At 26.6% G+C, this 26,506-nt stretch carries 16 protein-coding genes; 15 read left to right on the top strand and 1 reads right to left on the bottom strand.

Going from position 1 to position 26,506, the window contains the following annotated elements; genetic code table 11:
* The first annotated feature begins 83 nt into the window (after positions 1-83).
* The 15 genes from BGI42_RS12925 (at position 84) to gltA (ending at position 25,463) form a co-directional block, all read left to right on the top strand.
* On the top strand, positions 84-1,136 hold the full coding sequence (locus BGI42_RS12925) for an N-acetylmuramoyl-L-alanine amidase family protein (RefSeq protein WP_069680694.1): 1,053 nt from the start codon (positions 84-86) through the stop codon (positions 1,134-1,136).
* Between the two features lie 150 nt (positions 1,137-1,286).
* On the top strand, positions 1,287-2,513 hold the full coding sequence (locus tag BGI42_RS12920) for an N-acetylmuramoyl-L-alanine amidase family protein (RefSeq protein ID WP_069680693.1): 1,227 nt from the start codon (positions 1,287-1,289) through the stop codon (positions 2,511-2,513).
* 629 nt (positions 2,514-3,142) lie between these two features.
* Positions 3,143-4,570 carry a cadherin-like beta sandwich domain-containing protein gene (locus BGI42_RS12915; protein ID WP_242984728.1) on the top strand — a complete coding sequence of 476 codons (1,428 nt, stop codon included), beginning with the start codon at positions 3,143-3,145 and terminating at the stop codon, positions 4,568-4,570.
* A 43-nt stretch (positions 4,571-4,613) separates the two neighbouring features.
* Positions 4,614-6,701, top strand: a complete 2,088-nt coding sequence (locus tag BGI42_RS12910; RefSeq protein WP_069680691.1) for a sensor domain-containing diguanylate cyclase — start codon at positions 4,614-4,616, stop codon at positions 6,699-6,701.
* Between the two features lie 209 nt (positions 6,702-6,910).
* A complete protein-coding gene (locus BGI42_RS12905) occupies positions 6,911-7,477 on the top strand; it encodes a hypothetical protein (RefSeq protein WP_069680690.1) in 567 nt (188 codons plus the stop codon).
* 96 nt (positions 7,478-7,573) lie between these two features.
* Positions 7,574-11,629, top strand: a complete 4,056-nt coding sequence (locus BGI42_RS12900) for an InlB B-repeat-containing protein (protein ID WP_069680689.1) — start codon at positions 7,574-7,576, stop codon at positions 11,627-11,629.
* A 559-nt stretch (positions 11,630-12,188) separates the two neighbouring features.
* Positions 12,189-13,766 carry an alpha-glucoside-specific PTS transporter subunit IIBC gene (locus BGI42_RS12895; protein WP_069680688.1) on the top strand — a complete coding sequence of 526 codons (1,578 nt, stop codon included), beginning with the start codon at positions 12,189-12,191 and terminating at the stop codon, positions 13,764-13,766.
* Positions 13,767-13,954: 188 nt separating this feature from the next.
* Positions 13,955-15,280: a 6-phospho-alpha-glucosidase gene (locus tag BGI42_RS12890; RefSeq protein WP_069680687.1), complete on the top strand. Its 1,326-nt coding sequence runs from the start codon at positions 13,955-13,957 to the stop codon at positions 15,278-15,280.
* Positions 15,281-15,680: 400 nt separating this feature from the next.
* Positions 15,681-16,439 carry a MurR/RpiR family transcriptional regulator gene (locus BGI42_RS12885; RefSeq protein WP_069680686.1) on the top strand — a complete coding sequence of 253 codons (759 nt, stop codon included), beginning with the start codon at positions 15,681-15,683 and terminating at the stop codon, positions 16,437-16,439.
* A gap of 556 nt (positions 16,440-16,995) precedes the next feature.
* Positions 16,996-18,591, top strand: coding sequence for a peptide chain release factor 3 (locus BGI42_RS12880; RefSeq protein ID WP_069680685.1), 1,596 nt, complete (start codon positions 16,996-16,998; stop codon positions 18,589-18,591).
* 178 nt (positions 18,592-18,769) lie between these two features.
* Complete coding sequence (locus BGI42_RS12875) at positions 18,770-19,213, top strand: 3D domain-containing protein (protein WP_069680684.1); 444 nt, start codon at positions 18,770-18,772, stop codon at positions 19,211-19,213.
* Between the two features lie 265 nt (positions 19,214-19,478).
* Positions 19,479-21,389: a sigma-54-dependent Fis family transcriptional regulator gene (locus BGI42_RS12870; RefSeq protein ID WP_069680683.1), complete on the top strand. Its 1,911-nt coding sequence runs from the start codon at positions 19,479-19,481 to the stop codon at positions 21,387-21,389.
* A gap of 337 nt (positions 21,390-21,726) precedes the next feature.
* Positions 21,727-22,893 carry an iron-containing alcohol dehydrogenase gene (locus BGI42_RS12865; protein WP_069680682.1) on the top strand — a complete coding sequence of 389 codons (1,167 nt, stop codon included), beginning with the start codon at positions 21,727-21,729 and terminating at the stop codon, positions 22,891-22,893.
* Positions 22,894-23,184: 291 nt separating this feature from the next.
* Positions 23,185-24,072 carry a sulfide/dihydroorotate dehydrogenase-like FAD/NAD-binding protein gene (locus BGI42_RS12860; protein WP_069680681.1) on the top strand — a complete coding sequence of 296 codons (888 nt, stop codon included), beginning with the start codon at positions 23,185-23,187 and terminating at the stop codon, positions 24,070-24,072.
* Positions 24,072-25,463 carry an NADPH-dependent glutamate synthase gene (gene gltA / locus BGI42_RS12855; protein WP_069680680.1) on the top strand — a complete coding sequence of 464 codons (1,392 nt, stop codon included), beginning with the start codon at positions 24,072-24,074 and terminating at the stop codon, positions 25,461-25,463. Before BGI42_RS12860 ends, gltA begins: the two co-directional genes overlap by 1 nt.
* A 219-nt stretch (positions 25,464-25,682) precedes the next feature.
* On the opposite strand, the gene BGI42_RS12850 is transcribed toward gltA, so the two are convergent.
* The gene (locus tag BGI42_RS12850; RefSeq protein ID WP_069680679.1) at positions 25,683-26,480 is read right to left on the bottom strand and encodes a histidinol-phosphatase HisJ family protein; all 798 of its coding nucleotides are present in this window, start codon (positions 26,478-26,480) and stop codon (positions 25,683-25,685) included.
* Positions 26,481-26,506 lie beyond the last annotated feature (26 nt).

Here is a 26,506-nt window from a genome sequence, read left to right as displayed (position 1 = left end):
AACAAAATCATAAGATGACTATTAATATTATTTTTGATATAATAGTGCAAAAAGGATAATTATGGAAATAGGGGGATTAAATAATGAATAAAAGATTAAAACATATAATTGCAACTACTCTTGTAGTAAGTGCATTTACAACTATTGCTCCAGTAAAATATATTAATTTAGGAATGGTAAAAGCTTATGCTTCAGTCAGTATGAGTAAAGATGACTTTGGTGATATGGTTGTATGTAAAGGAGATAGTTCAAAGGAATTACAACTTTATAATTCTTCAAATTTCAAAGATTCTGATGAAGTAAAGTTTAATTTTAATACTACAACTTATTATATTAAAGTTACTAAAAGTATAGATACTGTAAATATTAATGCAGATATTGATAAAGATTATGAAGCATATATATTTAAAGGAAAAGATGATGATTATTTCGAACTTGGTGATGAAATAGATATTAATTCAGGAACAACTACTCTTTATTTAAGATTATATGAATCAGGTGAATTTGACGAAGATAATATTAAAGATAATGTATTAAGAACTTATAAAATATATGTAAAGAGTGGAACTGATTTAGATCAGCATAGTGATTCAAATAGGGAAGGTACTTCTACTTCTAATAATGAAAATTTAAATGATAAAACAAATAATAATTCAAACACAATTAAACCAAATACACCAGTTAATACTAATAAAAAGTATAATCAATGGGTAGAAGTTAATGGCAATTGGCAATATAATGATTCAACTGGAAATTCTATTAAAAATAAATGGTATAATGATAAGTCTTCAGGAAATTGGTATTATTTAGACGAGAATGGAAATATGAAAACAGGTTGGATAGAATATGGAGATTCTTGGTATCATTTAGATGAAAGTGGAGCTATGCAAACTGGATGGATACTTTCTTATGATAATTGGTATTATTTAAACGATAATGGAACTATGTATACAGGATGGTTAAAAAGTGGATCTAAGTGGTATTTCTTTAGTAGAAAGACTGGAGTAATGAAGAGTAATGGATGGATTGTAGATAATGGAAAATATTATTATTTTAGTTCTTCAGGAATGATGTTATCTAATGTAACAATTAATGGATATATATTAGGTTCAGATGGGGCTTGGATAGGAAGATAATAAAAAAGTACCCAAAATTTTCTTAGTATTTGTATTATTAAATGAAGCTTAAGTTATGACAAAATAATTAAGAATATCTTAAGTTTATATTAATGTATTTGCTGTGATTACCATGGTAAAATATACAACATATAAGGGAGGAATGGTTAAATGAATAAAATATTGAAAAGAACAGTAGCATCATTACTTACTGTAGCAGCTTTTACAGCAGTTGGTCCTGTAAAGTATACAAGCTTATTTACAACAGAAGCTAATGCTGCTGAAACTTCTAAAAAAGCTAAGCTTAAGGGATTAGAAGTTAGAAAATCACGTAGTGGAAGTGAATTACAACTTTATGATGATGATAGATGTAAGAGAAGAGATGAAGTTGATTTTGATTCAGATAAAACTAGATATTATGTGGATATAAAATCTAGAGATAAGGTTTATATAGTACCAGAAGTTGAAGATGGATATGATTATGAAATAAGTAAAGGATCTAAAGAATACGATAAAGATGATAGTATAAAAGTAAAATCATCTTCTACAAAAATAGAAATAGAAGTATGGAAAAAAGATAATAAGAAGAATACATCTGAAACATACAAAGTATACGTACAACGTGATAGAGACAAAGATGATGATGATGACGATGATGATGACGATTATGATGATATTTATTTAGACAAACTTGAAGTTGATGGAGATGAAATTCACTTAAAAGAAAGCAAAACAACTTATACTGTAGATGTTGATAAAGATAAAGATAGAGTTAAAATTGTAGCTGAGCCAGATGATGATGATTATAAAGTTAGAATCGGTGGATTTCATGTTGATGAAGACGATGATTATAAAGAAAAGATAGATTTAGATAAAGGTAAAAATGAAATTGAAATAAGACTTAAAGATGATGATGATAATGAAAGAACTTATACATTAATCATTAATAGAGGATCTTCTGATAAAGATAAGGATAAAGATGAAGATAAAGATAAAAATAATGAAAATAAAATTGTTAGACCAAATCAATGGGTAACTGTTAATGGACAATTAATGTATAATGATGCAACAGGAAAACCTATTAAGAATTCATGGTTTATAGATAGAAATACTGGTGCATGGTACTACTTCCAATGGGATGGAACTACAAAAAAAGGTTGGTTTGCTGATAAAGGAACTTGGTATTACTTAAATCCATATAGTGGTCAAATGCAAAAAGGATGGGCTTATATAAACAATGAATGGTACTACTTAACTTCATCAGGAGCAATGAAAACTGGTTGGATAAAATCTAGCTGGAGTGGTGCATGGTATTACTTAGATGGTTCAGGAAAAATGCTTAAAAATACAACAGTTAGTGGATATAGATTAGGAGCAACTGGTACTTGGATAAGATAATATTAAATTTTAAAGCAATATTTTATTATTAGATTATAATTTAATGTTGTTTTAAGTTAAAATGCCTTTGAGATATGAAATTTTCTCTGAGGCATTTTTATTTTTGAATTATATAATTTTATATTAAAAAACTATATATTATGGAAAATTTTTATTAAAATTACAATTTGTAAACGAATATTATTAAAATACATTGATTCATGGAAAAAATATGATATAATTATAGTAAATTTTCAATTATATCGTTAATTATTAGAGAGAGAAAAAAGGAAGGTCATATATTTTTATATGACCTTCCTTTTTACATGTCTAGGAAATTAGATTTTAGAAAACCTTAGACTTTCAACAAAAGCTATCAACTTTTAATTATCAACTTTTAATTATCAACTTTTAACTAAAAAGTATGGCATAGCTAATTTGTTATATTAAAGTGGATTTCAAAATATTTAATTAATTTTAATATTAAATTAATTATTCCTGCTACTTTATTTGTGTATATATTAATATATTATTAAAAAAAATATGATTTATAAAAATTAATAGTATATTAAGTTAATGTTAATTTACTATAAATCATTAAAATGTTAAAATTAATAGTATTCAAGTATTTATGGGGATGGTGAATAAGTTTGAAGAAATTTTTTAGAAATATTATCATTTGCTTTTTAGTTATTAATTTATTTTCAGTATTAGAACCTTCAGAATATCTAAATTTTATTAATAAAAAAGTATATGCATCAAATAAAGTATATTTAGATAATATATATTTAAGTGACAAATATGATATTGATTTTTCTAAAAAAAAGTATTCATATGTTTTAGATGTAGATAAATCACTTGAAGAAATAATTGTTAGAGCTAGACCCGAAGATCATGATGATACTGTTAGAATTAATGGAGAAATTATATCAAGAGATGATAAGTATAGAGAAATAGTTCCTTTAGAAATGGGAAAAAATAAAATTGAAATAGAAGTTAGAGACGATAATAGTGCCACAACTGCTATGTATACTTTGTATATATATAGGGGTGGTAATGAATATAATTATCTTTTAGATGATATAAATATTGATTCAAGTAATATTGGATTTAAAAAAGATAAAAATTTTTATAACATTGAAATAGATGATGATACATCAAAAGTTATTCTTAAAGCAGTTACAAAAGATGAAAAATATAAAGTGATTGTTAATGGTACTGAATTAGATTACCCTAATCTTATTAGAATAAGATTTAGTGGTATAGGGAAATATGAAATTAAAATTAAAGTTATTGATAAAGAGACAAATAGATTTAAGGAATATAATTTAGATATGTATGTAGGAATACCTATATCACCAGACGTATCAAATGCTATAAATTCAGTTATAAAACCTAATCAATGGGTAATTGTTAATGGTAGGTGGAGATATAACGATTCATTAGGAAAACCTATAACAGATAAATGGTTTTATGATATTAATTATGGTAAGTATTTTTATCTTAATAGAAGAGGGAATATGAGAACAGGTTGGTTTTGTGTAGATAGTAACTGGTATTGTTCAGCTTCTAATGGAGAAAGACAAACAGGTTGGATTTTAGAAGATGATGAATGGTATTACTTAGGTTATGATGGAATTATGAGGACAGGTTGGGTCTTATATAAGGATAAATGGTATTTCTTAGATTCTGTTGGTGCTATGCAAATAGGTTGGATTCCTTATAAAGGAAATTGGTATATCCTAAATAATAATGGTGAAATGGTTACAGGTTGGATAACATATAATAAAAATAGATACTTTTTAAGAAATGATGGAAGAATGGCTGTGGGATGGCTAAAAAACCAAAATGATTGGTATTATTTTAATGCTGATGGAAGTATGAAAAGTGGAGAATGGTTATTTTATTCAGGGAATTGGTACTATATAAATTATATTGGTACTATGAGAATAGGTTGGCTATATAAAAATAATAAATATTATTACTTTAATGAAGATGGAACAATGAATACAACCACTAAAACCATAGATGGATATACTTATAATTTTAATAAAGATGGTTCAGTAAATTTTAACTAATTTGTGTATTGACTTAATGATTTGACATGGAGGTTAACTATTTATGAAGTTTCCTGAATTACAAGAGCACATTAAAGTTTTTATAAAAAATGAGAGTTATATAAAATACTTTAGAGAATTTGCAGTCTGTAATATTGAAAATGATACACAGTATGTAAAAAATGTTATGGAATATATTTTGTATATTTCAAAAAAACTTAATTATAAGTTAGCAAGATATTGGAGTTTAATATACATTGGATGGTGTGAACAACTTGAAGGTAATTTTAAAAAAGCGATAAATTTACATTCAGTGTCAAAGGAATACTTTGAAAAAATAAAAGATTTAGAAGGAATTGGTGTAACCTGCAATGCACTACTAGTTGATTATTTAAAGATAGGACAATTCGATTTAGCAATAATTAATGCACTAAGAGGAGCAGATATAGCAAGAAAGTTAGGAAATAGAAAACTATCGGTAGTATTATTACTTAATATATCATATGCTTATATTAATTTTAATAATTATGATGAGTCTATTAATATACTTAAAAGAGTAAAACCATATAAAAATGAATTAGATTTTAAACATGAAATATTAATATGCACTATTTTAGCAGAATGTGCACTTTTTATAAATGATTTAGAACGAGCATTAAGTTATTCTAAAGTTGGATTAAAAATTATAGAAAAAAATAAAACTAAAATTTATAAATCAGAGCTTTTATCTATAACGGCAGATATATTATATAAAAAGAAAAAAGAAGCTGATGGAATAAAATTATTTAAAAAGTCATTAGATAATCTTAAAGATAATGATGATTATTTAAGGATAAAGATTTTAATAAGATGGGGGATTTGTAATTTACATGATAAAAATTATTGGTTAGCAGAGCAAAAATTTTTAGAATGTATTCAATTATTAGAAAAAACAAATTTTGTTGAATTAAAATCAGTAGTTTATAAAGAACTAACAACAATTTATGAGAAACAGGAAGAATATAAAAAAGCTTTTGAAGCAATGAAAAAATATAATAAGTATGAAAAGACACTACAAGACTTACACAGTAGTAGCTGGCTTAGTATTTTTAAATATAAGAATTTAGAAGAAAAAGCTAATGTATATAGAGAATTATATAATAAGATAGAAAGAATTTCAGAATTAGGAAAAGAAATAATATCAATACTGGATATAGATAAGCTATTATATACTATTTATGTAGAAGTAAAAAAATTAATTACTACAGATATATTTGGAATTGGATTATTTAATGAGGAAAAAAATTCATTAGATTATAAGCTATTCATAGATAATGGAAAATTTAAAAATCTATGTTCTATTTCTATTGATAATAAAAATAGCTTTGGTGTTTATTGTTTTAATACTAAACAAGAAATTTTAATTAATAATATTGAGAATGAATATACAGAGTATGTAAAAGAATTCTCAGTTAAAAAATATAAAAATATTCCTGAATCTATATTATATATTCCTATAATTATTAAAAATAAATCTATAGGTGTCATGAGTGTTCAAAGTTACAAGAAAAATGAATATACTAAGAATGATTTAAATGAACTTAAAATTTTATCTTCGTATATAGCTATTGCTCTTGAAAATGGTAAATTATTTAATAAAGTAGAACATTTTGCAAAATATGATTCATTAACAGGAATGTTTAATAGAAATGTTATATTAGATAAAGGTGAAAATATTTTAAATAATAAATTAGAAACTAAACAAAATTTCTCTATAATAATGATAGATGTTGATTATTTTAAACAAATAAACGATAATTATGGACACGATATAGGAGATATTGTTTTAAAAGATGTTAGTGAAATAATAAGAAATGAAATCAGAAGTACTGATTTTTTAGGCAGATATGGTGGAGAAGAATTTCTGGTATTATTACCAAATATAAACTTAGTAGAAGCAAAAAAAATTGCAGAGAGAATTAGAAAGAGTGTAGAAGATAATAAATATTATTATTTAACTAGTAAAAAACATAATCGTATTACATTAAGCCTTGGTGTTTATGAATTTGATGAGAATGAGTTTGACTTTTTTGAAGGAGTAAAGAAAGCAGATAAAGCACTATATAGGGCTAAATCATTAGGTAGAAATATGGCTATAGAATATACAGGATAAATAGAAAACTTCTTAAGTGTAATAAAACTTAAGGAGTTTTTTAGCGTTTATTTATTTTCATATACTTTATATAATTCCAACTAAGTTTAAATAAAATTAATTATGCTATCTGCCCATAAAATATAAATTTTATATATTAAATAGACCATTTAAAAATCTATTTCATAAAATAAAATTAAAAGTAGTTCTAATAATTGAGGTGCTTAATTTTGAAAAAGAGATTTTTATTTTTAAAAAATATATTAAATAAAATATGTTTAGGAGATAGATGTTTAATTATAATTATGGGAATTTTATTTTTCCATATAACATTTCAAATATTTACAAGTGAGATTAAAATAAATTCAACAGAAATAATAAATGCAATAGATGTGGTGGTAAGGACTACTATAGCTTCTGTATTTGGATATTTTATAAGTTCTAATTTTGTGAGAAATAAAAGACACAGCAAAAATAAACACAATGATTATTTAAAATATAATAATAGTGAAGAATTCTGTTTAAATAATAAAGAAGAATTATCTTTAAAGGATAATAAGAATTTAAGTATAGATAATTTTAATGAGCAATTAAAAGAAGAAAAAAGACCAAATTATGAAAGAAGAGCTCAAATTATTATTGTTTTTGTTATAGGTTTAATTTCTCTTATACTTTTACTTATAATAAGAGATTTTATTAAAATATCTGATTCAGAAATTCCAATAATATCTCAATTAAGAGATATTGTTAGTGGATGTGTAGGCTTTTTGATTGGATGTCCTTCAAATGTTAAATAAAATTTGATATGATTATATTATAAAATATTCCTGTTTAGTAATTTAAATATTAAACAGGAATATTTTAGAGAAAAAGTTTACAGATGGAGGATTATAATGAAGAATGTGCTTTTAAGAAAGGTATTAGCATCAGTATTGACAGCAACTATAGTTATAACATTTATACCTATTAAGGCATCAGCGTCATGGAAAAAAGATTATCTTGGAAATTGGAATTGGACAGAAAATGGACAAAAATCAATAGGATGGAAAAATATAAATGGAGATTGGTATTATTTTGATTATAGTGGAATAATGAGAACTGGCTGGATTAATGATTGGGGATATTGGTATTATGCTGATTCTAATGGAATAATACAAACAGGAATAATTGAAATAGATGAAAAAATTTATGCTTTTGATGATAAAGGAATAATGCAAACAGGTAATATATCTATAAATGGTAAAAGTTATAAATTTAGTAATAAAGGTTATGCAATAGGAGATAGTATTCCAACTCCTATGAAAACTTTTGATAAGGCAAATAATTTACTTCCATATGGTTCTAAACCACCATACGCCATATCAAATAATTCATCGGATAATTTTAAGTCAGATGATGAAATTTTTAAGGATGTTAAAACTATAAAGGTAAGATATAAAGTTAAATTTGATACTGATGGTGGAAGTAAAGTGTCTCCTATAACTAATATTAAATCAGGAAAAACTATTGACTTACCAGATGAGCCTAAAAAGGATGGGTATAAATTTGATGGTTGGTATAAAGATGATGATTTTGATAGAGAGTTTACAGAAGATACTAGAATAAGATCTAATATGAAAGTATATGCAAAATGGATTAAAGAGGATTCGTCTGGTAATTCTAATTCAGGAAATTCATCTTTTTCAAATAGCCACTCAGTTATTGTAAATAATATACAAATAACTGTAGGAGAAAGTGAATCAGACCTTGGAAATGTTAAAGTAAGTGCAAAGGCAAAAAATTATGAAGGAATTATAGATACAACAATCGACTTAATAGATAAAGAAACTAATAAGGTTAAAAAGACACAAACTCTTAATATAGGTGGAAGTGGACATATTAGGTTTACATTTACAGGTATTGAAAAAGGAACATATTATGCAAAAGTAACTGTTGGAAAAGTTAGTGTTAATTCATCTGAGTTTACTGTATTATCAAAAGATGAATTATCTAATAATGATGTTATAAAGGATATGAATGAACTTAGGCTGGAAAATTTAAGTTTAGTCATAGATGATTTAAACTTACCTATTAAAGGCTCACATGGTAGTACTATTACATGGAAATCATCAAATTCAAATATAATAAAAATACCTGAAAATTATAATACAGAAGATTCTTCTATTTTAGCAAAATTAAATAGGTCTATAAATGATACTGGGGTTGAAAAAGTAGTATTAACAGCAACTGTTTCAAAAGGAAATTCTAAATCAGTAACTAAAGAATTTAATGCTTATGTAAAGAATTTTGATGAAAATTTAGGTGAGGCTGTAGAAAGTATAAATAATGCTTTAAAACTTGGAAATAGTGAAGATGATAAAATACTATCTATTAAAAATCAATTAACTACAAATCATATGGTTAATATAGGTGTAAGTAATAGTCAGTATGATAAATATAATGATTTAAATATAAGTTCTAAACCTGATGAAGAGCAAATTTATCAATTAGAAGTAGCAAAAGCAGTTTATAAGGAGTTAAAGTCTAACAGTGAGATATCATCAAATCATAACGATGAACCTAATTTATATAGAAAAGAACTTGAGAATGCAGCAGTTGGAATTGTTAGGGTATTTAATAATGCTGTTATGGAACAAGCTAAGTTAAAGAAAGAAAATGAAGATTTTAATTCTAGAAAACAAGAATTAGAAGCTAAGAGAAAGGCGTTAAAAGAATTAATTGATAAGTGTCAAGGGGAAGAGAATAGTGGTATATTAAATTCAGATAAGTATACATCAATAAGTTGGAAAGCATATAAGGATGCTATAGAATATGCTAAAAATACCACTATGAGTAATTCTATTACTACTATAGATAGTGCTATAAACACATTAAATAAAGCATATAAAGGTTTAGAAAAAGCTTCATTAGTTAAAATAACTCTTTATAAAGATGGAGATAATATCTGGAGTGATTTTAATGGAGAAGTAAGCTTAAAGAAGGGAAATTATGATCCTGTGGTAACAGATTTTGCTATAGATGGAGCAAGAAAAGCCGCAGTAACCGAGGGTGATTATAAAATTTTAGTTAATGGAATAGATACAGGAAAAGTAGTAAGTGTAACTGACAAATTAGAAAATGATAAACCGATAGTTGCTAAATTATATTATTATACTGTAAGTTTTTCTATAGTAGGATCAGATTCTATTAATGGTGAAATTATTAGTGCTAAATATGATGGACAAGACATTAAATCCGGTGATGTATTACTTGGTGGTAATGAATTAGTTATAAGAGTTAAAGGGGTTAGTGATAATACCAATAGCTTTGAGTATTCATGGAAAGATAATAATGGAAAAGAATTATCTAAAATTTCAACTTATGGAACAGAAAAACTTGAAAATAAGGTTGATGTTAAGTGTGAAATTAAACCTATAGATGTTTTTATAGATAATTTAATTACAACTCCAGACGAATTAGGAAATATATCAGTTAAATCAAGAGTTATTAATGGGAATGGCAGTAATGTAAAAATAGAGTTACTTGATTTTAGTGAAAATCAAATAGATGTTATGGATAATGTACAAGTTAATTCAGGCTATGCAGAAGTAACATTTAGAAATGTGAGTACAGGTCTTTATAAAGTGAAAATAACCGTTAATGGAATAGAAAAAATATCTAATGCTATATCAATTAAAAATGTGGATCCAAATTTAAAAAAAGCAATAGATGAAATTAATTTAGCCATAACTAATAATAATTTCAATGATATAAAAACAGTACTTGAAAACAATAAGGATTATTTTAAATTTAACTTTGATGATTATAGTAAATTAAATAATGATAATTACAAAATAGAGGTAGCAAAGGCTATTTATAATTCAGGAAAAACTAATTCGTTTACTGTAGATGATTTAGGAAAATCTAAAATTCAAAAAGCATTTAATGATGCTGTTAATGTTCAATTATCTTTACAAGAGTTTGAAAATCAAAAAGAAAAATTAATAGAAGCTATAAATGATGAATATATTGATGGAGAAAATAGAAAGACATTAAAATTAATAGCTGATAAAGATACTTATGAGAGCACTATTTGGAATAAATATGAAAGTGCTATAAAAGATGCAATAAAAATAGAAAATGCATCAAAACCTAATAGTACTAATTCAAATGTAAATGCAATTATAAATAATATAAATAATGCAGTTAAAACATTAGAAGATGCCAAAGCTAGTTTAAGTAATGCAAAATTAAGAGAAGTTAAAATTGAAATTTATGAAAACGGAAAAATGAAATCTGGAATATCAAATGTTAAATTACAAGGAACAGTATCAAAACATGCTACAGAGATTTCAGATGGATTTAAAGTATATGTTCCAGATGGAACTTATAAAGTAACAATCAATGGTTATGATATTGGAGAAACTATAGATGTAAATTCATTAGTTACATCTAAAATAATAAATTATTATACAGTAAAGTATAATGTTATAAAATCACCATCAATAAGGGCTAGTATTATAGCAACTTATGATGGAAAATCAATATCTAATGGAAGTTCTATAATTGCTAAACCAGGTAAGGAGTTATTATTTAAAGTTACTGCAAGCAGTAATGATAAAGAAGAGATAATTTATTCATGGAAAAATTCTAATGATACAAATGTAGCTTCAAAAACTGATTTTAAATATGCAATTAATAGTATTTCAACTCCAATTGATGTTATATGTGAAGTTAAGCATTCAGAAAGTAGCGTAATTGAAACTATAAAAAGTTATGTTATGAATAATAAAGTAAATTTATTAACTATTTCAAAATTAGAAGAAGTAGGGCTTACAGGAGTGGTTAAAACAAATTTAGATTCTTATAAAAAGGAAATATCTAAATTAACAACTGATAATATAAATAAAACTAGTTTACAAGAAATAATTAAACAAGTAAACACAATATCTACTTCAACAATTTCATAATATAAGTAATATATAAGTTCTAATAATTAATATTCATAGTATTAAAAAACTTTATTGAAGTTTTTTTATTGATTAATGATTGAGGATTGATCATTGTTAATTAGAACATATATACTATAGAAGAATGTCCCATATTATATTACATTTAATTGTGATTAAATATGGGGCATTTCTATTTACGATAAAATAAAGTTATAGAAATTTTAAAGTTTGATAGGTTAATAAAATCTAGGTTAAAGTAAATATTAGTTGATAATTGAGAGTGGAAAGTGGAGAGTTAAGGAAAAAATTCCTGGCAGAATTTTAAAGTATATATTTTTAGAAAATATTTAGGATTTTTAACCAAGTTTGTAAAGGGTGCATGGCTAAAAAATTGACGGCTCAACAGTGGCCTTGGCGATTTTATAAAGGGTGTGAAATTTCACACAAATGATACCGGTTACCTATGCGTGTGAAAAAGAACTACATAATCAAATTCTATTGTAAACGTAATCTTAGGATGATAATATATACACAACAAAGCAATCCAACAAATAAAATTGACAAGGGGGAAAACGTTATGATGCAAAAAATTCAACGCTTTGGTGGGGCTATGTTTACACCGGTATTATTGTTTTCATTTTCAGGAATAATGGTAGCACTATCAATATTATTTAAAAATCAAGACATAATGGGTTCAATAGCAACACAAGGTACTATGTGGTACAACATTTGGTATGTAATAGAAGAAGGGTGTTGGACTGTATTTAGACAATTGCCATTATTATTTGTAATTGGACTTCCGATAGGACTAGCAAAGAAAAACAATGCACGTGCTTGTTTAGAATCACTAGTTATATACATAACTTTTAATTATTTTATGGCAGCAATGCTTAGTTTATGGGGACCAACATTTGGTGTAGATTATTCATTAGAACCAGGTGGAGTAAGTGGACTAGCAATGATTGCTAATATAAAAACATTGGATTTAGGAATGGTTGGAGCAATACTAATTTCAGCAATTACAGTATTTATTCATGATAAATATTTTGATACAGAATTACCAGAGTGGTTAGGTGTATTTAAAGGTTCATCTTTTGTATGCATAATTGGATTTTTTGTAATGATACCAGTTGCATTAGCGCTATGTTTTATATGGCCAATTATACAAAATGGAATTAATTCAATGCAATATTTCTTAAAGATTTCAGGAGTGTTTGGGGTTTGGATTTACACATTCTTAGAACGTATATTAATACCAACTGGATTACATCACTTTATTTATACACCATTTATATTTGGACCAGCAGTTGTTAATGAAGGAATTGCATCTTACTGGCCAGCACATATACAAGATTTCACAAATACAGCTTATTCATTAAAGCAAATGTTCCCAGAAGGTGGATTTTCATTACATGGGTTATCAAAAGTTTTTGGATGTATTGGTATAGCATTAGCTATGTATTCAACAGCAAAACCAGAAAAGAAAAAAATTGTAGCAGGACTTTTAATTCCAGCAACATTAACAGCAGTATTTGCAGGAATTACTGAACCACTTGAATTTACATTCTTATTTGTTGCACCAGTATTATTTTTAGTACATGCATTATTAGCAGCAACATTATCAGCTACATCATTTGCATTTGGAGTAACAGGTAATTTTGGATCAGGTTTAATAGATTGGGTAGTTCAAAACTGGTTACCATTATTTAAATATCATCCAGGAACTTATATAACTCAAATAGTAATAGGAATAATATTTATAGCAATGTACTTCTTTGTATTTAGATTCTTAATACTTAAGTTTAATTTTAAAACTCCAGGACGTACAGACAATAAAGATGGAGAAGAAAAATTATATAGAAAATCTGATTATAAAGCTAGAAAGAATCAAGAAAAAGAAGAAGGTGGAGAAGATCCTAGAGACGTTAAAGCAAAGGCATTTTTAGAAGCACTAGGAGGAAAAGATAATATTGAAGATGTAACTAATTGTGCAACTAGATTAAGAGTTACAGTAAAAGATCCTAGCTTAGTAAAAGATAACAGTGTATTTGTAGCATCTGGAGCACATGGTTTAGTTAATAAAGGAAAAGCAATACAAGTTATAGTAGGATTATCAGTTCCACAAGTTAGAGAAAGATTTGAATCTTTACTATAAAACTTATAAAAATATTTTAATGGTATGTTTTGAAGATTAAATTAATTTAAAACATACCAAAACTAAAAAGTTAAATGTATGATCAATCCTATATATAGGTAATAGATCATATTATATAAATAATAAATATATAGATTAATTAAAAAATTAGATTTAATACAATATAGTAATTTTAGGAGGAATGAAAAATGAAAAAATTCTCAGTAGTAATAGCAGGCGGTGGAAGTACATTTACACCAGGAATAGTATTAATGTTACTTGAAAACTTAGAAAAGTTCCCAATTAGAAAGATTAAATTTTATGATAATGATGCTGGAAGACAAGATAAAGTTGCTAAGGCATGTGAAATAATATTAAAAGAAAGAGCACCAGAAATAGAATTTATGCAAACAACAAAACCTGAAGAAGCTTTCACAGATATTGATTTTGTAATGGCTCATATCAGAGTTGGAAAATATGCAATGAGAGAATTAGATGAAAAAATTCCATTAAAATATAACGTAGTTGGTCAAGAAACTTGCGGACCAGGAGGAATTGCATATGGAATGCGTTCAATTGGTGGAATAATTGAAATTATAGATTATATGGAAAGATATTCACCAAATGCATGGATGTTAAATTACTCTAATCCAGCAGCAATAGTTGCAGAAGCTACTAGAAAGTTAAGACCTAATTCAAAGATATTAAATATATGTGATATGCCAGTTGGAATTGAAGAACATATGGCTAAAATAGTTGGATTATCTTCAAGAAAAGAAATGGAAATTAAATATTATGGATTAAATCACTTTGGATGGTGGACAAGTGTTAAAGATAAAGAAGGAAATGATTTAATGCCAAAGATTAAAGAACATGTTGCTAAATATGGATATAATGTTAATGTTGAAGAATATCAACATACTGATGCTAGCTGGAATGATACTTTTGGAAAAGCAAAAGATGTATTTGCAGTAGATCCAACTACTTTACCAAACACATATTTAAAATACTACTTATTCCAAGATTATGTTGTAGAACATTCTAATAAAGAATACACTAGAGCCAATGAAGTTATGGATGGAAGAGAAAAATTTGTATTTGGTGAATGTGAAAAAGTTGTTAAAAATGGAACAGCAAAAGGATGCGAATTACATGTTGATGAACATGCTTCATATATAGTGGACTTAGCAAGAGCTATTTCATATAACACTAAAGAAAGAATGTTATTAATAGTAGAAAATAATGGAGCTATTGAAAACTTTGATAAAACAGCAATGGTTGAGATTCCATGTATAGTTGGAAATAACGGACCAGAACCATTAGTTGTTGGAGCTATTCCACAATTCCAAAAAGGATTAATGGAACAACAGGTTTCAGTAGAAAAATTAACAGTTGAAGCATGGGCAGAAGGTTCATATCAAAAACTATGGCAAGCAATTACATTATCAAAGACAGTACCAAGTGCAAAAGTTGCAAAAGAAATTCTTGATGATTTAATTGAAGCTAATAAAGAATACTGGCCAGAATTAAAATAAACTTTAATTTATTTAAAGTTTTAATAAAATAATTAAATTATAATAAATTATAGGTTGCTTAATTTTGAATTATTCAAAATTAAGCAATCTTTTTTTGTTATACAAGGAAATTACAGGACTTTTTAAATTTAGAAGACTGATAAAATATAGCTTTAATTAAATATAAGTTGAGGCAAAGGGTAAGTTGAGAATTGAGAATGGAGAATGTAAAGTTAAGGAGAAAATTCCTTAGGGAATTTTAAAGTATGTATTTTAAAAAATATTAGGATTTTCAACTAAAACTTTAAATTATATATATGTCTAAATAACTAAACAAGTGTAGTATTTTATTGAATTTTTTTAAAAAATATAATTTGATTAATATATGATATAATTATAATAGTTGTGGGAGGTATTAGAGATGAAATTAGAAGAGATAGTAAATAATAATTATTCAAAACTTAATGAAAATGATTTATATATTTTGAAATTTATATATAACAATAAAAATAAATGTCGAAATTTATCTATAAATGATCTCGCTGATAATTGTAATGTATCAAGAACAACAATTTTAAGATTTACTCAAAAATTAGGTTTTAAAGGATATAGTGAATTTAAGGTATTTTTAAGATGGGAAGAAGAAGAAGAGGAAAAAACAGATGAGGAAGATTATATAAGTAAGTTTTATTTAGATTTAGAAGAAACTAAAAAACATTTAGATAATAAAAAGCTCCTTAAAATATGTGAATTAATATATAAAGCTGATAGAGTATTTGTATATGGAACAGGAATGACTCAAACAGCTGTAGCCAAAGAAATGCAAAGAACATTTTTAATAGTAAGTAAATATCTTTATGTAATTGAGGGAGAGACAGAATTAAAAACTGTAGTTTCAGATATAACTGATAAAGACGTATTCATAACAATATCATTATCTGGAAAAAATGAACTTTTAAAAGGAATAACAAATAACTTTAAAATGCACGGAATTAATACTATATCAATGACTAAATTTAGTGATAATATGTTAGCTAGGCATTGTAAATATAATCTTTATATATCAACAGCAAAGATTAATCTTGATAATGGTAGAGTGCATGAAACAACAGCTTTTTTCTTTTTGCTAGTTGATTTAATTTTTAGGCAATATTTAAGATACATTCAAATAAATAATTAGTGAGTATGATAGCTTATTTTGTGAATTATTTATTCGGAGGAATCTATTAATAGCACACTAAAATCATTATATTGCACAAAATATCTGTTGCATCTTTAGATTTGTTATTTATCTTTATATGCCTAAGTTATTTAAAATTTGGACTAATAATTGATGAAGAAAAAGAATTTAAAAAACATTAAAAAAGTAAAGATTAATGTTAAAAAAAGTACATATGTGATATAATACATTAGTTAATATATTGAATGTATTTAATTTATTTAGATATATTTTAAATATAAAGAGGATTATAAAGATTAAATAAAAATTATAAAAAGGAAGTTATAGATTTTTTGATAAGGGTTTAGAAACTTTAATTTTAGTTGAGAATTGAAAGTGCAATATTGGACTAAGAAAAATAATTTTTTATTAGATTTTTTAAATATATATTTTAAAAAGTTTATAAGAGTCTCAATTAAAACTTTAAATTTTGTATTAGAACTTTTAACTAAAAATAATTAATTTGTAAGAATGTTTATATATAATAAATTAAATTTTAAATTAGGGAGGACTACTTTTGGCTGATTATATAAAAGAAATTGAGAAAAGAAGAACATTTGCGATTATTTCCCATCCAGATGCCGGAAAAACTACATTAACAGAAAAGTTTTTATTATATGGAGGAGCTATTAGACTTGCTGGTTCTGTAAAAGCAAGAAAAGCATCTAAACATGCAGTTTCTGACTGGATGGAAATTGAAAAACAAAGAGGTATATCAGTTACTTCTTCTGTTATGCAATTTAATTATAATGATCATTGTATTAATATATTAGATACTCCGGGTCACCAAGATTTCTCAGAAGATACATATAGAACACTTATGGCAGCAGATAGTGCAGTAATGGTTGTAGATGCTGCAAAGGGTATAGAAGATCAAACAAGAAAATTATTCCATGTTGCATCTTTAAGAGAAATGCCTATATTCACTTTTGTAAATAAGATGGATAGAGAAGCTAAAGATCCATTTGAATTACTTGAAGATATTGAAAATGAATTAGGAATTAAAACTTATCCTATGAATTGGCCAATAGGTTCAGGTAAAGATTTTAAAGGCGTATATGAAAGAGATAATAAGAGAATTATAGCATTTAATGGTGGAAATCATGGTCAAAATGAAGTTGAAGCTATAGAAGGCTCAGTTGATGATCCTAAGTTTAGAGAAATTTTAGGAGAAGCACTTCATGAAAAATTAATGGAAGATATCGAACTTTTAGATATAGCTGGAGATGAGTTAGATTTAGAAGCAGTAAGAAGAGGGGAATTAACTCCAATATTCTTTGGGTCTGCTTTAACTAATTTCGGTGTTGAACCATTCTTAGAACATTTCTTAGAAATGACTACATCACCACTTGCAAGAAATTCATCAGAAGGGGTTATAGATCCATTTGAAAATAAATTCTCAGCCTTTGTATTTAAGATCCAAGCTAATATGAATAAAGCTCATAGAGACAGAATTGCATTCATGAGAATTTGCTCTGGTAAGTTTAATAAAGGTGAAGATGTATATCATATTCAAGGTGGTAAGAAAATTAAACTTGCTCAACCTCAACAATTTATGGCTCAAGATAGAGAAATTGTTGAAGAAGCTTATGCAGGAGATATCATTGGAGTATTTGATCCAGGTATATTCTCAATAGGTGATACATTATGTTCACCATCAAAGAAATTTAAATTTGAAGGAATACCAGTTTTCGCACCAGAACATTTTGCAAGGGTAAGACCAGTAGATACTATGAAGAGAAAACAATTTATAAAAGGTGTAACTCAAATTGCTCAAGAAGGTGCAATTCAAGTATTTAAGGAAATACATATAGGTATGGAAGAAATTATAGTTGGAGTTGTTGGTGTACTTCAATTTGAAGTTCTAGAATATAGATTAAAGAATGAATATAATGTAGATATTAAAATGGACAGATTAGCTTATAGATATGTAAGATGGATAGAAAATAAAGATGTTGATATGGATAAGTTAAACTTAACTTCTGATACTAAGAAAGTTAAAGACTTAAGAGATAGAAACTTACTTATATTCCAAAATGATTGGGGAATAAGTTGGGCTTTAGATCATAACAAAGATATTATTCTTTCAGATGTGGGTAAAAGTGAAGAATAATTAAAATATAATAATTTTAAATAGTAGCTGACTTGAAAAAAGTAAAGCTACTATTTTTATATTTTATATAATACAATGCAACACAGTATATGTTTACATTGTGTAATTATACTGATTGAGTGGTTATATTAAATATGGTATAATGAAAAATACATTATATAAGATAAGGGGAGATGGGATGTTAAAGAAATATGAGGATATAATATTTCTTAAAAGTCTTAGAAAAAAATTTGCTATATTTGCAATGGCTATGATAAGCATTTGTGCTGTTACAATAACTTTTTCTAATAATGAAGCACAAGCTTATATTTCTAATGGAACAGATCATAATATTGAGATGATATGTTCATCTACAGCGTATTCTTCAGGAGGAATGACATCAAGTGGAATTCCGTGCGTAAGAAATCCTCAAGGAATTAGCACAATTTCAGTAGATCCAAGTATATTTCCTTATGGTTCAATTTTATACATAGAGGGGTATGGCTATGCAGTGGCAGCTGATAGTGGACCAGCAATAAAAGGAAATAAGATTGATTTATATTTTAATAGCGAAGAAGAATGTAATCAGTGGGGAGTAAAAGATGTAAAAATTATACTACTTGGAGATTCTTCAGGAAAATAGAAAATTAAACAAAAAAAATAACTAAGAAATAAAAAAGAATATTCTTAGTTATTTTTTTTATATATTTTTAAGTGGGTTTATATAAGATATAATATTTATAGAATATTTTATGAAAATATAGTTTGTCATGGATGTATTTAGTCATATAAAAATAAATAATAAGCCAAATAGGTTCAAAGGAAGAAGTAGTTCACAAAATAAACTAGCATACTGACTAGTTATTTATTTGAATGTGTTTTAACTTAAAATGAATAGGGGAGTTTAAATGAAGAGCAAAAGAATGTTGGTTGAAGATTCTCATAAAAGAAGTAAAAATTATGGGATTGAAAAAAAATCAAGTTATTCAAAGAAAATTCTTTCAGGAATACAATTAGAAAAAGTTTTAGCAGCTAATAAAGAGTTAATAGAAATATCAAAATTATATATTGATATGTTTTTTTCAGCTGTTATAGATGACCAGTTTATTATTATTTTAACTGATAAAAATGGCTGTATTTTATATATAAAAGGGGCAGAAGAAAATGCTAATAAATTAGATTGTATCAACATTAAAGTTGGAGCATATATGGATGAGCAAAGTATTGGTACAAATGCTATGGGAACTGCTATTAAAGAAAATAATTGTATTCAAATAACTGCTAATGAACACTACATTTTAGGGCTTCAAGGATTAACGTGTTCAGCTGCTCCTATTCATGATACTGATGGTAAAATAATAGGAACATTAAATTTAAGTGCTAGAAGCAATATGAAACATCCTCATACTTTAGGGTTAGTTATGTTTGGGGTAAAAGCAATAGAAAATGAATTTGATAATAGAAAGATAAACAATATATTAACGCAAACTTATAACTATATGGAAAGCATTATAGATAATTTTGATAAAGGGATTATGATTATAGATAAAGATCAAAAAATAATTAATATAAATAGTTTTGGAGCAGAGATATTTAATAAACCTAAAGAGTTTTTATTACATGAAAAAGTTCATTATATTCTGCCTAATATAGGAAATGTATTTGAAGAATTAGATATAAATAAAAATAAAATAATCAAAGAAGTTAAGCTTAAGCATACAAGTAAGTATAAGACTAAATTAGAGTTTAAGGGAATTAGTCATAAAGAAAAAATAATTGGAATGGTTGTGACTATGATAAACGAAAATGAAGAAAGTGACTTAAAGAATCCAACAGGAGCTTTTTGGACTTTTAATGATATTATAGGAGAGAGTGCAGCTATTGTTAACGTAATAACTAATAGTAAAATAATATCAAATAGTCCATCTACTGTTTTGATCCAAGGTGAAAGTGGAACAGGTAAAGAAGTGTTAGCACAAGCTATGCATAATTATAGTTTAAGGAGAACTAAGAAGTTTGTTGCTATAAATTGTGGCGCTATACCAATAAATATTATAGAGAGTGAATTATTTGGATATGAAGATGGTACATTTACTGGTGGAAAAAAAGGTGGCAAACCAGGAAAGTTTGAAGTAGCAAATGGAGGAACTTTATTTTTAGATGAAATTGCTGAAATGCCATTAGATATGCAAGTTAAGCTTTTAAGAGTATTGCAAGAAGGTAAAGTAACTAGACTTGGTGGGAGCAAAGAGATTTCTGTTGATGTTAGAGTAATTGCAGCTACAAATAAGAAGCTAAAGAAAGAGGTAGAAAAAGGAACATTTAGAGAAGATCTTTATTATAGATTATGTGTTATTCCAATAACATTACCTCCTTTACGTGAAAGAAAAGGTGATGTTGAAAAGTTAATAGAATACTTCTTAAGAATAAAGTCTTTTAAACTTAATAAAAGAATTCCTAAAATTGATTATGAATTATATAAAAATTTATTGTCATATGATTGGCCAGGCAACATAAGGCAGCTAGAAAATTATATTGAAAATATAGTTAATTTAGATGGAATATTATCATTTGATTTAAGAGAGGATAATGATGATAAAACAAAAGAAGTATGCTCTAAAAATAATATAAATGAGTGTTGTCATGAAGATTATAAAATATCTCATTTAGAAAATAAAAATTTTAATTTAGAAGATTTAGAAAAAGAAACTATTAAAAAAGCAGTTAAGGCATATAATCATAACATGACAAAAGTAGCCCAAGCATTAGGGATAAGTAGAAATACATTATATTTAAAAATAAAAAAGTATAAGATGTAGTGATATTTTTAGTATTGTTAGTAAAACATAAAATGATTTTTAACATAAATTTTGTGTAAGAAAATATTATTTTATTATAAAAGTGTAATAAATTTGAACGGTGTCCTAAAATAATACGTTTTCAATAAGAAAAAGTGTATTGTTTTAGGACATTATTATTTTTTAAAAAGATATATCTATTAAAAAATGGCTTAAATAAGAAAGATTGATAAAGTAATAACAATGTGGCATGTTTCTTGCTACATATATTTACGTAAGTTATTTAATTGTAAAATAGCTTAAAAATAATAAAAAAGTAATTAAGAAATTAAAAGATATATTTTAGGAGGAACAGATTATGGCACGTTTTACATTACCAAGAGATTTATATCATGGTGAAGGAGCTTTAGAAACACTAAAAACTTTAAAAGGAAAGAGAGCTTTTGTAGTAGTTGGTGGTGGATCAATGAAAAGGTTTGGTTTCCTTCAAAAAGTTGAAGACTATTTAAAAGAAGCAGGAATGGAAGTACAATTATTTGAAGGGGTTGAACCAGATCCATCAGTAGAAACTGTAATGAAGGGTGCAGAAGCTATGAGAAACTTTGAGCCTGATTGGATAGTTGCTATGGGTGGAGGATCACCAATAGATGCTGCAAAAGCTATGTGGATATTCTATGAATACCCAGATTTCACTTTTGAACAAGCTGTTGTTCCATTTGGATTACCAGAATTAAGACAAAAAGCTAAATTTGTAGCTATTCCATCAACAAGTGGTACTGCTACAGAAGTTACAGCTTTTTCAGTAATAACAAATTACACAGAAAAAATAAAATATCCTTTAGCTGATTTTAATATAACTCCAGATATAGCTATAGTTGATCCAGAATTAGCTCAAACAATGCCAGCTAAATTAGTAGCTCATACTGGAATGGATGCATTAACTCATGCTATTGAAGCATATACTGCAGGTTTAAGATCAAATTTCTCAGATCCATTAGCTATGAAAGCAATAGAAATGGTTAATAAAAATTTAGTTAAATCATTTGAAGGAGATAAAGAAGCTAGAAACTTAATGCACGAAGCACAATGTTTAGCTGGAATGGCTTTCTCAAATGCATTACTTGGAATAGTTCATTCTATGGCTCATAAAGTAGGTGCTGTATTCCACATTCCACATGGATGTGCTAATGCAATATTCTTACCATATGTAATGCAATATAATAGAGTAGAATGTGAAGATAGATATGCAGATATTGCAAGATTATTAAAATTAGAAGGTAATACTGATGCAGAATTAACTGATTCATTAATTAAATTAATTAATGATTTCAATGATGCATTAAATATTCCTCATACAATGAAGGAATATGGTATTGAAGAAGCAGATTTTAAGGCTAATCTTGAATTTATAGCTCATAATGCAGTATTAGATGCATGTACAGGATCAAATCCTAGAACTATAGATGATAAAACAATGGAAAAACTATTTGAATGTACATTCTATGGAAATAAAGTTAACTTATAATATCAGAGTTATTAATATGTTAATTAAAGGTAGACTGATTAATTAAAATTATGTATACTAAAATGACTAAATTGAAATTTTAGTGGGTTTAAAATAAAATTGTATGATAATATGTTTGTAGTTGATTTTTAATTAGCAATAGCTCTCGTTTTAGAGAGCTTTTGTTATTATTAACTATAAATTGTAATTAAAAGTTATAAAATCAATTATATAACATAAATAGGTAAAAAAAACATTGATTACATAAGGAAAAACATATAAAATTGATAAAAAAATGTGGGGGGACAAATGATGTATAAGATAGTTAGTAAAAGAGAGCTTACAAGTAATATATTTTTAATGGATATAGAAGCTCCAAGAGTAGCAAAATCAGCCAAACCAGGTCAATTTATAATAATAAAAAATGATGAAAAAGGTGAAAGAATCCCTTTAACTATAGCAGATTATGATAAAGAAAAAGGAACAGTAGCAATAGTTTTTCAAACAGTAGGCCAAGGAACAAAGCAATTGGCTACTTTTGAAGAAGGAGATTATGTCTGTGATTTTGTTGGACCACTAGGGCAACCAAGTGAATTTGTTCACGAAAATATAGAAGATTTAAAGAAAGAAAATATTATTTTTATAGCAGGTGGAGTTGGTGCTGCACCAGTTTATCCACAAGTTAAATGGATGCATGAAAATGGAATTGAGTGTGATGTAATAATTGGTTCTAGAAATAAAGAACTACTAATATTAGAAGAAGAAATGAGAAAAGTTTCTGGAAATCTTTATGTTGCAACTGATGATGGATCATATGGCTTTAATGGTAGAGTTACTGATTGTTTAAGTGATTTAGTTAAAAAAGGAAATAAATATGATCATGCAGTGGTTATTGGACCTATGATAATGATGAAATTTATGGCTGCATTAACTAAAGAACTTGGAATTAAAACAACTGTAAGTTTAAATCCTATAATGGTAGATGGAACAGGAATGTGTGGTGCTTGTAGAGTTACTGTTGGTGGAGAAGTTAAATTTGCTTGTGTTGATGGACCAGAATTTGATGGACATTTAGTTGATTTTGATGAATCAATGAGAAGACAAACAATGTACAAAACAGAAGAAGGAAAAGCACAATTAAGAATAGAAGAAGGGGACACTCATAGCCATGGTGGTTGTGGATGTAGAGGTGATAAATAATGAATATGCAAGACAGAATGAAAAGAACGCCTGTTACTGAGCAAGCACCAGAAAAGAGAGCTAAAAATTTTGAAGAAGTATGCTTAGGATATAATGAAGAAGAAGCTATAAAAGAAGCTTCAAGATGTTTAGGTTGTAAAAACCCTAAATGCGTAGAGGGATGTCCAGTATCAATTAACATTCCAGCATTTATAGCTAAAGTTAAAGATGGCGATTTTGAAAGTGCAGCTAAAGAAATAGCTAAATACAGTGCACTTCCAGCAGTTTGTGGAAGAGTATGTCCACAAGAAAGTCAATGTGAAGGTAAATGTGTACTTGGAATAAAGGGTGAAGCTGTAGCAATAGGTAAATTAGAAAAATTTGTTGCTGATTGGGCAAGAAAAAATAATATAGATTTAGCACAAACAGAGGAAGCAAAAGGAAAGAAAATAGCTGTTATTGGAAGTGGTCCTGCAGGTCTTACTTGTGCAGGGGATTTAGCTAAAAAAGGATATGAAGTTACTATATTTGAAGCTTTACATGAAGCAGGTGGAGTTTTAGTTTATGGTATACCAGAATTTAGACTTCCAAAGGAAAAAGTAGTTAAGTCTGAAATTGAAAATATCAAAAAATTAGGAGTAAAAATTGAAACTAATGTAATTATAGGAAGAACAATAACAATAGATGAATTAATGAAAGAAGAAGGATTTGATGCAGTATTTATTGGATCAGGTGCAGGTCTTCCAAAATTCATGGGTATAAATGGAGAAAATGCTAACGGAGTATTTTCTGCAAATGAATTTTTAACAAGAGTTAATTTAATGAAAGCTTTTAAAGAAGAGTACCATACACCAGTTAAATTAGGCAAAAAGGTTGTTGTAGTTGGTGGTGGAAATGTTGCTATGGATGCAGCTAGAACTGCATTAAGACTTGGAGCAGAAACACATATAGTTTATAGAAGAAGTGATGCTGAATTACCAGCAAGAGCTGAAGAAATACATCATGCTAAAGAAGAAGGCGTAATCTTTGATGTTTTAACAAATCCAACAGAAATTATAGCTGATGAAAATGGATGGGTAAAAGGAATGAGATGCGTAAAGATGGAACTTGGAGAGGCAGATGCTTCAGGTAGAAGAAGACCTGTGGAAATTAAAGATTCTGAATTTATTATGGATGTTGATACAGTAATAATGTCACTTGGAACATCACCAAATCCATTAATTTCTTCAACAACTGAAGGATTAGAAGTTAACAAATGGAAATGTATAGTTGCTGATGAAAGTGGATTAACAACTAAAGAAGGAGTTTATGCTGGTGGAGATGCTGTAACAGGAGCTGCAACAGTAATACTTGCTATGGGTGCTGGTAAAAAAGCAGCAGAAGCTATAGATGGTTATTTACAAGGAAAATAATCTTTAGGATAAGTTGAGAATTGATAGTTGAGAGTTAATGAAAAAATTCCTTAGGGAATTTTAAATATAAAATTTCTAAATTATTTATATCTATAAATATGATAGTGTGATTTAAAAAATTTATATTTTCAGAAAGTCTTTAAGATTTTTAATGAAAGCTCTCAACTCGTAATTATCCATTCTCAACTAAAAAAGCAATAGCGTAGTCACTTTTTTATGTTATATTTTTATAAATTCAGGTTTCATCTTATTAAATTTACAGATATATTTATATCCCATAGAACCTAATACATCATGAATATAATTAAATTTATTAGCTATTTGAGTTGGATTGTGTGAGTCTGAACCTATAGTAAGTATCTCACCACCTAAATCTTTATACATTTTAATGATGTTTTTTGATGGTGTTAAATCAGGAAGATTATATCTAAAAGAAGAAGTATTAATTTCAATTCCTTTACCAGAATGAATTACTTTTTTTAATATAGCTTCTAAATAGTCAAAGAAAAGTTCATCTTTTAAAATAGTATCATAATTTCCATATCTTTTTATCAAATCAACATGTCCCAAAATAGAATAGTCATCATATAAGTTTATTATTTCTAATAATCTTTTATAATATCCTTCATAAGTTTCATGTTGAGTTTTTCCTTTGTGGAAACCACCTTTACATAGTTCGTATCTATCTATAGTATGTATAGACCCAATTACAAAATCAAAATCATTTTCTTTTATTTCATTAGAACAACGATCTAAAACTTGAGTTTGCAGTCCCATTTCTATACCTTTTTTTATAGTAATTTTATTTTTATACTTATTTTTATAAAAATTTAAATCTTCAAAGTATTTATTATAATCAATTTTTACATTTGGATTTTCTAAAATATCATAATCAACATGGTCTGTAAAACAAATTTCTTTAAGTCCTAATTCAATAGATTTTTTTATCATATCTTCCATTGGTGTTTGAGAGTCAGCAGAAAAATTAGAATGCATATGATAGTCATAATAAATCATAAAAAAGCCTCCTTAGCAAATTTTAA

Origin of the sequence: Clostridium taeniosporum, from assembly GCF_001735765.2 — a bacterium.
Taxonomy (GTDB): domain Bacteria; phylum Bacillota; class Clostridia; order Clostridiales; family Clostridiaceae; genus Clostridium; species Clostridium taeniosporum.
The sequence above is the reverse complement of the archived record's forward strand: the minus strand, read 5'-3'. Positions and strand labels throughout refer to the sequence as shown.

Coding starts and splice junctions, on each gene's coding strand:
- BGI42_RS12925 (WP_069680694.1), top strand. CDS start 84: ATGAATAAAAGATTAAAACATATAATTGCAACTACTCTTGTAGTAAGT.
- BGI42_RS12920 (WP_069680693.1), top strand. CDS start 1,287: ATGAATAAAATATTGAAAAGAACAGTAGCATCATTACTTACTGTAGCA.
- BGI42_RS12910 (WP_069680691.1), top strand. CDS start 4,614: ATGAAGTTTCCTGAATTACAAGAGCACATTAAAGTTTTTATAAAAAAT.
- BGI42_RS12900 (WP_069680689.1), top strand. CDS start 7,574: ATGAAGAATGTGCTTTTAAGAAAGGTATTAGCATCAGTATTGACAGCA.
- BGI42_RS12895 (WP_069680688.1), top strand. CDS start 12,189: ATGATGCAAAAAATTCAACGCTTTGGTGGGGCTATGTTTACACCGGTA.
- BGI42_RS12890 (WP_069680687.1), top strand. CDS start 13,955: ATGAAAAAATTCTCAGTAGTAATAGCAGGCGGTGGAAGTACATTTACA.
- BGI42_RS12885 (WP_069680686.1), top strand. CDS start 15,681: ATGAAATTAGAAGAGATAGTAAATAATAATTATTCAAAACTTAATGAA.
- BGI42_RS12875 (WP_069680684.1), top strand. CDS start 18,770: ATGTTAAAGAAATATGAGGATATAATATTTCTTAAAAGTCTTAGAAAA.
- BGI42_RS12870 (WP_069680683.1), top strand. CDS start 19,479: ATGAAGAGCAAAAGAATGTTGGTTGAAGATTCTCATAAAAGAAGTAAA.
- BGI42_RS12865 (WP_069680682.1), top strand. CDS start 21,727: ATGGCACGTTTTACATTACCAAGAGATTTATATCATGGTGAAGGAGCT.
- BGI42_RS12860 (WP_069680681.1), top strand. CDS start 23,185: ATGTATAAGATAGTTAGTAAAAGAGAGCTTACAAGTAATATATTTTTA.
- gltA (WP_069680680.1), top strand. CDS start 24,072: ATGAATATGCAAGACAGAATGAAAAGAACGCCTGTTACTGAGCAAGCA.
- BGI42_RS12850 (WP_069680679.1), bottom strand. CDS start 26,480: ATGATTTATTATGACTATCATATGCATTCTAATTTTTCTGCTGACTCT.